We start from the raw sequence: 6,471 nt of genomic DNA, 5'->3' as shown, positions 1-6,471 counted from the left end.
GCATGGCGCGCCGACTACAATCACAACCGGCCTCACTCCAGCCTCGCTGGCATGACGCCACACGAATATGCTAACCGGTCAAAGGAAGACCAAAAGTAAGCGTTGCATCTGACCCCTGATTTAGGGTCTTCCAGCCTCAACAACCGAGGCCTATACTGGCGGCACGCCAATACGGAAGCACAAATTTGTGCACTTCCGGCCGAAACCGGACACTCGAGCAACTCTTCGAATGCTCCGATGCGGCCCGTCAATCCGGACATTCGCTGCATCCGCGAGAGCCCTGTACTGGAGACTTGGCAATACGCGGGACAAGGCACCAATTCGCTGCGGTTGCTCCAAGGTCGGCTTTGCGCCGTGGCCAGAAGAGTTCTGCTATTTTGCATAACTCTTTTCAGGTGGATGCTCGTAAACTGATAACTTACTTAGGATGGTCTCGGTATCAGAAGCGCAGAGAAGCATCTCGCGGTGCTACGCCGACAGAAATCCCCGTGCCACCATCTGATCTATCATCGTGATGAGCGGATCGAAGAACCCAGCTACGTTGAGCAGCGCGATCGGCTTTCTGTGATAGCCGATCTGGCCCCATGTCCATTGTTCAAAGAATTCCTCCATCGTACCCGTTCCGCCCGGAAGCACGACAAAGGCGTCCACCAGCGCAGCCATTTTCGCCTTCCGTTCGTGCATGTCGGCTACGATGATCAACTCTGTCAGATGCGGATGCGCAATCTCCTTCTCGAAGAGGGCTTTTGGCATCACGCCGGTGACCTGCCCAGCGTGACTAAGGCACCCATCGGCGACAGCGCCCATAAGCCCGACCCGGCCGCCACCGTAGACAAGGGAAAGCTGTCTATGTCCAAGGTGCGCGCCGAGCAATCCGGCCTTTGCGGTGAAGACATCCTCGACACCTGACGCAGACCCGCAAAATACGCCGACCGACCTGATCGGACAGCCCATCAGATCAACCCCGCCAATTTTGCAAAGGGATCTCGTGAGGAATCCTTGTGCCATTCATATTCGGTGCCCAAGGCTACTCTTTCCGCTGCGGCCATTCCATAAAGGTCGGCAATCACGGCAAGGGACATATCCATTCCGGCAGAAACACCAGAGGATGTGAAGAATTTACCGTCTTCGACCCATCGCGCCTCTCGCACCCAGTCCACATTCGGGGCAAGAGGGGCGGTACTTTCAAAGTCGAGCTTATTGGTCGTTGCTTTGCGACCATCAAGAACCCCGGTCATTCCAAGCAACACCGTTCCAGTACAAACGGCCATGACGCGCTCAGCGTTTGCGGATGCCTCCCTTATCCACTGCATCAGTGCTTCGTCCTTGGCTGCCTCCAATGCAGTGTCGCCGCCGGGGATAAACAGCAGGTCATAGTCGTTTTTTTCAGCTATCGTTTTATCAATAACGATACGCTGACCATGGACGCTTGGCACGGGTTCGTGCCGCTGCGCGACCGTTATGATTTCGATCCCTTGTGCCGGGCTCCCCAACATTTCCATCGGACCAAAGTAATCAAGCGTTTCAAAGCTCGGAAAGACGAGCGCGGCCATCGTTCTCATTTCAAATCCTCCTTGGTGTTGGGGATGTTGATAGCGCGGGCGCTCTCTGGCATGAATGACAACATGCCCCCTTTTTGCGCCAATCTGCCAAAGACGTCGTCCGACCAGAAAACGGTGATCTTCATCGTCTATCCCGGCGTCGTCTTGCTCGACCTCGTCGGACCCTTGCAGGTCTTCACGCACGCCTATCGAGAAGGGGAAGACACCCCTGCCTACCGGACCCACGTCGTGTCTTTAGATGGCGGCTCGATTGCAACGAATACGATCGTCCAGATCGATAGCGCGCCGCTGTCCAGGGTCTTGGACGAAATGGGTGACGGTGACCCGGACACCCTTGTGGTTGTTGGCGGGAATGGTGCTGAGGTTGCCGCGCATGATGAGGGTTTGATGCAGGCTATCGCGACACTCTCAACACGCGCGAGGCGCACATGCTCGGTCTGTTGCGGTGCGTTCGTGCTGGCAGCGGCCAGTCTGCTCGATGGTCGGCGTGCGGTGACCCACTGGGAAGATTGCGACCTTCTGGCCACCCGTTACCCAAGGGTGAAGGTTGAGGTTGATCCCATCTACATCAAAGAAGGGTCGATCTGGACATCAGCAGGGATCACAGCGGGCATCGATATGGCCCTTGCCGTTGTTCAGGAAGACCTTGGAAGAGGCCCGGCATTGCGGCTCGCGAGTTCCCTTGTGACGCCAATGATCCGGTCAGCGGGACAATCACAGTTCAGCGCTGATCTGGCTCGGCAAACACAGGATGCTAAAGGGGAGTTCGCTGCGTTGCATGAGTGGCTGCGCGAGAATTTGGCACATGTGACCAGCGTTTCGGACATGGCGGACCGCTGTGGAATGAGTGGGCGAAGCTTTTCTCGCCGATACACAACCAGCGTTGGCCTGCCCCCAGCAAAGTCGCTGGAACGCATGCGGGTCGATGCCGCCAGGAACTTACTGATTGAAAGCAACCGCAGTATGAAGGCTGTCGCGTTGGCCTGCGGCTTTCGTGATCAAGAGAGAATGCGAAGAGCGTTTCATCGTCAGCTGCAAACCTCGCCATCAAGTTATCAGGCATTGTTTGGCGAAAGCTGACGTCCGTGCGCGGTGCAGCATCGGTTATGCAAGATCGGCGAACAGATCATTGAGCGGCTGACCTACAAGCCCGCAGAGGTTCGCGTCATCGAAGAGCACTATCTCAAATATACCTGTCGAACCTGTGATCGGTTTGTCCAGGCGCCGGTTCCCAAGCGCGCCTTTGACTACACCCGCTTCGATGATCGCATGATTGCGGGTTTGGCCGTTGGGAAATTTGCTGATTTCCTGCCTAACTACCGGCAAGAAGAGATTTTCAAACGCGCTGGTGTCAGATTTCATAGATCAACGATGGGTCGCCTCATGACACAGGCGGTTAACGCTTTGACCCCACTCCATGAAGCATTGGATGCTGACCTGAAATCCGGTTCCAAGTTATTTATGGACGAAACCACTATGCCGCAGCTGCTGCCTGGCAATGTGGCCCTTAGATCGGAAATAGCTCGTTCTTCTGTTTCCATATTGGCGTGTCGCCAATATAGGCCTTGGTTGTTGATGCAGAAAGCCCCCAGAATCGGGGTCAGATGCAACGCTTACTTGAAAGTACGAGTTCGGGTCTGCGATACGGCGCTTACCTTTGAACGTATCGTCAAGGCAACATGAAACTAATGATGAAAATATATTTTCGGGCAAGCCACATCGAAAGAGAGATACGAAAACAGAGGTTTTGCTAGGTTTGGCGGTGACCTACTCTCCCACGTCTTAAGACGCAGTACCATCGGCGCTACGGCACTTAACGGCTGGGTTCGGGATGGGACCAGGTGTTTTGCTCGTGCTATGACCACCAAACCATGAAAAACCTCTGTCCAAGTCGAGCACTCTAATGTGCTGTGTATGCTTTTGATTATCGTTCGAAGTCTTGCTTCTACTGGATCAAATCAAGCCTATCGGGCAATTAGTACCAGTCAACTGAACACATTGCTGTGCTTACATCTCTGGCCTATCGACGAGGTGGTCTACCTCGGCCCTCAGGGATACCTTGTTTTGAGGGGGGCTTCCCGCTTAGATGCCTTCAGCGGTTATCCTTTCCGATCATAGCTACCCTGCACTGCTGCTGGCGCAACAACAGGTCCACCAGTGGATCGTTCACCCCGGTCCTCTCGTACTAGGGGCAACTCCTCTCAAGTATCCTACACCCACGGAAGATAGGGACCGAACTGTCTCACGACGTTCTAAACCCAGCTCACGTACCTCTTTAAACGGCGAACAGCCGTACCCTTGGGACCTGCTCCAGCCCCAGGATGAGATGAGCCGACATCGAGGTGCCAAACACTGCCGTCGATATGGACTCTTGGGCAGTATCAGCCTGTTATCCCCGGCGTACCTTTTATCCGTTGAGCGATGGCCCTTCCACTCGGGACCACCGGATCACTATGGCCGTCTTTCGACTCTGCTCGACTTGTCAGTCTCGCAGTCAGGCTGGCTTCTGCCATTGCACTCAACGAGCGATTTCCGACCGCTCTGAGCCAACCTTCGCGCGCCTCCGTTACGCTTTAGGAGGCGACCGCCCCAGTCAAACTACCCACCACACAGGGTCCCGGGTCCGGATAACGGACCGCGGTTAGACATCAAGCAGAACAAGGGTGGTATCTCAAGGGTGGCTCCACGCAAACTGGCGTTCACGCTTCAAAGCCCACCACCTATCCTGCACATGTTCGGCCTAATGCCAGTGTGAAGTTGTAGTAAAGGTGCACGGGGTCTTTCCGTCTAACCGCGGGAAACCTGCATCTTGACAGGTAATTCAATTTCGCTGAGTCTATGTTGGAGACAGCGGGGAAGTCGTTACGCCATTCGTGCAGGTCGGAACTTACCCGACAAGGAATTTCGCTACCTTAGGACCGTTATAGTTACGGCCGCCGTTTACCTGGGCTTCAATTCAAGGCTCTCACCTCTCCTTTTAACCTTCAGGCACCGGGCAGGCGTCAGACCCTATACGTCGTCTTGCGACTTCGCAGAGCCCTGTGTTTTTAATAAACAGTCGCCACCCCCTGGTTTGTGCCCCCAGCCAATACTTGCGTAGAAACTGGGCCTCCTTCTCGCGAACTTACGGAGGTATTTTGCCGAGTTCCTTCAACATAGTTCTCTCAAGCGCCTTGGTATTCTCTACCAGTCCACCTGTGTCGGTTTAGGGTACGATCTAGCGATGGAGCTATTTCCAGGAACCTCTAAGCAGCCCATTCAATCCAATAAGGATGAACTACCCTCGAGATCCGTCACTTCCATCTGGCCCAGGAATATTAACCTGGTTCCCATCGACTACGCCTTTCGGCCTCGCCTTAGGGGTCGGCTTACCCTGCTCAGATTAGCTTTAAGCAGGAACCCTTGGACTTTCGGCGACAGTGTCTCTCACACTGTTTGTCGCTACTCATGTCATCATTCTCACTAGTGATCTCTCCACCGGATCGCTCACGCGCCGGCTTCACAGAAAACTCCGCGTGTCCAATCCGGCCAGACCTTCGAAAAGATCATTCCGGTAAGGACACATGGAGTTATGTCACACTACGCTCTGCTACCATGCAATAAATGCATCCTAAGCTTCGGCTCATGGCTTGAGCCCCGTTACATCTTCGCCGCAGGACAACTTATTTAGACCAGTGAGCTGTTACGCTATCTTTAAAGGATGGCTGCTTCTAAGCCAACCTCCTGGTTGTTTTGGTCGTCCCACCTGCTTTCCCACTTAGCCATGAATTAGGGGCCTTAGCTGTAGGTCAGGGTTGTTTCCCTCTCCACGACGGACGTTAGCATTCGCCGTGTGTCTGCCATCTAGTACTCCTCGGTATTCGGAGTTTGGTTAGGATCAGTAAGCCTGTGGGGCCCCATTACCCATCCAGTGCTCTACCCCCGAGGGTATTCGGATGACGCTCTACCTAAATAGATTTCGCAGAGAACCAGCTATCTCCGAGTTTGATTGGCCTTTCACCCCTAGGCACAGCTCATCCCGATCTTTTTCAACAGATGTGGGTTCGGTCCTCCAGTAAGTGTTACCTTACCTTCAACCTGGCCATGCCTAGATCACTCGGTTTCGGGTCTGATCCCACGAACTCGACGCCCTATTAAGACTCGCTTTCGCTGCGCCTACACCTAACGGCTTAAGCTTGCTCGTGAGACCAAGTCGATGACCCATTATACAAAAGGTACGCTGTCAGGGCGTAAAGCCCCTCCAACTGATTGTAGGCGTTCGGTTTCAGGTACTGTTTCACTCCCCTCGTCGGGGTGCTTTTCACCTTTCCCTCACGGTACTGGTTCACTATCGGTCAGTAAGGAGTACTTAGCCTTCGAAGGTGGTCCTCCGATCTTCAGACAGAATTTCACGTGTTCCGCCCTACTTAATACGTCTCTCAGTGCTTCTTATACGGGACTATCACCCACTCTGGTTGCGCATTCCAACGCATTCTAACCACACATCGAGCTCGGCTGGTCCCCGTTCGCTCGCCGCTACTAGGGGAGTATCAATTGATTTCCTTTCCTCCGGGTACTTAGATGTTTCAGTTCCCCGGGTTTGCCTTTATAACCCTATGTATTCAGGTTATAAATACCTGTTTTACCTCATTATTAGCCGCCCGCGAACGAGCAATAATAACAAAGTATCAGGTGGGTTGCCCCATTCAGAAATCCATGGATCAAAGGTTATTCTCACCTCCCCATGGCTTATCGCAGAGTATCACGTCTTTCATCGCCTCTTACTGCCAAGGCATTCACCAAACGCCCTTTTCGCGCTTGATTTGATCCAGAAAAAGAAAGACTTGCGTCAATCGCGACCCTCTCAGCTGGTAACTAAAAGATGGTCTTTATCCTGAACCAAAAGCATACTTTTCCCGCCCTGCTCCGT

5 protein-coding genes and 2 rRNA genes are annotated in these 6,471 nt (G+C 53.7%); 3 read left to right on the top strand and 4 right to left on the bottom strand.

Features of this window, described 5'->3' with window-relative positions:
- On the top strand, nt 1-99 hold a 99-nt coding region (locus H7847_RS13770; RefSeq protein WP_227270060.1), incomplete at its 5' end, for an integrase core domain-containing protein.
- Nucleotides 100-468: 369 nt separating this feature from the next.
- Here H7847_RS13770 and H7847_RS13765 read toward each other — a convergent pair.
- Together H7847_RS13765 and H7847_RS13760 are read right to left on the bottom strand one after the other, a co-directional pair.
- Nucleotides 469-954, bottom strand: coding sequence for an LOG family protein (locus tag H7847_RS13765; RefSeq protein ID WP_227270047.1), 486 nt, complete (start codon nt 952-954; stop codon nt 469-471).
- Entirely contained in the window at nt 954-1,562 is a 609-nt protein-coding gene (locus tag H7847_RS13760) for a DJ-1/PfpI family protein (RefSeq protein ID WP_227270046.1), read from the bottom strand. The genes H7847_RS13765 and H7847_RS13760 overlap by 1 nt, the downstream gene beginning before the upstream one ends.
- 51 nt (nt 1,563-1,613) lie before the next feature.
- Between H7847_RS13760 and H7847_RS13755 the strand changes: the two genes are divergently transcribed.
- Nucleotides 1,614-2,642, top strand: a complete 1,029-nt coding sequence (locus H7847_RS13755) for a GlxA family transcriptional regulator (RefSeq protein WP_227270045.1) — start codon at nt 1,614-1,616, stop codon at nt 2,640-2,642.
- A 12-nt stretch (nt 2,643-2,654) separates the two neighbouring features.
- Nucleotides 2,655-3,245 (top strand): IS66 family transposase, encoded by a 591-nt coding sequence (locus H7847_RS13750; RefSeq protein ID WP_227270044.1) that lies wholly within the window; start codon nt 2,655-2,657, stop codon nt 3,243-3,245.
- A gap of 71 nt (nt 3,246-3,316) precedes the next feature.
- On the opposite strand, the gene rrf is transcribed toward H7847_RS13750, so the two are convergent.
- A 5S ribosomal RNA gene (gene rrf, locus H7847_RS13745) occupies nt 3,317-3,431 on the bottom strand.
- Nucleotides 3,432-3,516: 85 nt separating this feature from the next.
- Nucleotides 3,517-6,365, bottom strand: a 23S ribosomal RNA gene (locus tag H7847_RS13740).
- Nucleotides 6,366-6,471: the final 106 nt, after the last annotated feature.

Source organism: Roseobacter weihaiensis (genome assembly GCF_020622345.1).
Lineage (GTDB): Bacteria > Pseudomonadota > Alphaproteobacteria > Rhodobacterales > Rhodobacteraceae > Roseobacter > Roseobacter weihaiensis.
Note: the sequence above shows the minus strand (reverse complement) of the source record. Positions and strands in the feature narration are given on the sequence as shown.

Bases quoted from the DNA above. Each gene is read 5' to 3' on its own strand.
- H7847_RS13755 (WP_227270045.1), top strand. From the start codon at position 1,614: ATGAATGACAACATGCCCCCTTTTTGCGCCAATCTGCCAAAGACGTCG.
- H7847_RS13760 (WP_227270046.1), bottom strand. From the start codon at position 1,562: ATGAGAACGATGGCCGCGCTCGTCTTTCCGAGCTTTGAAACGCTTGAT.
- H7847_RS13765 (WP_227270047.1), bottom strand. From the start codon at position 954: ATGGGCTGTCCGATCAGGTCGGTCGGCGTATTTTGCGGGTCTGCGTCA.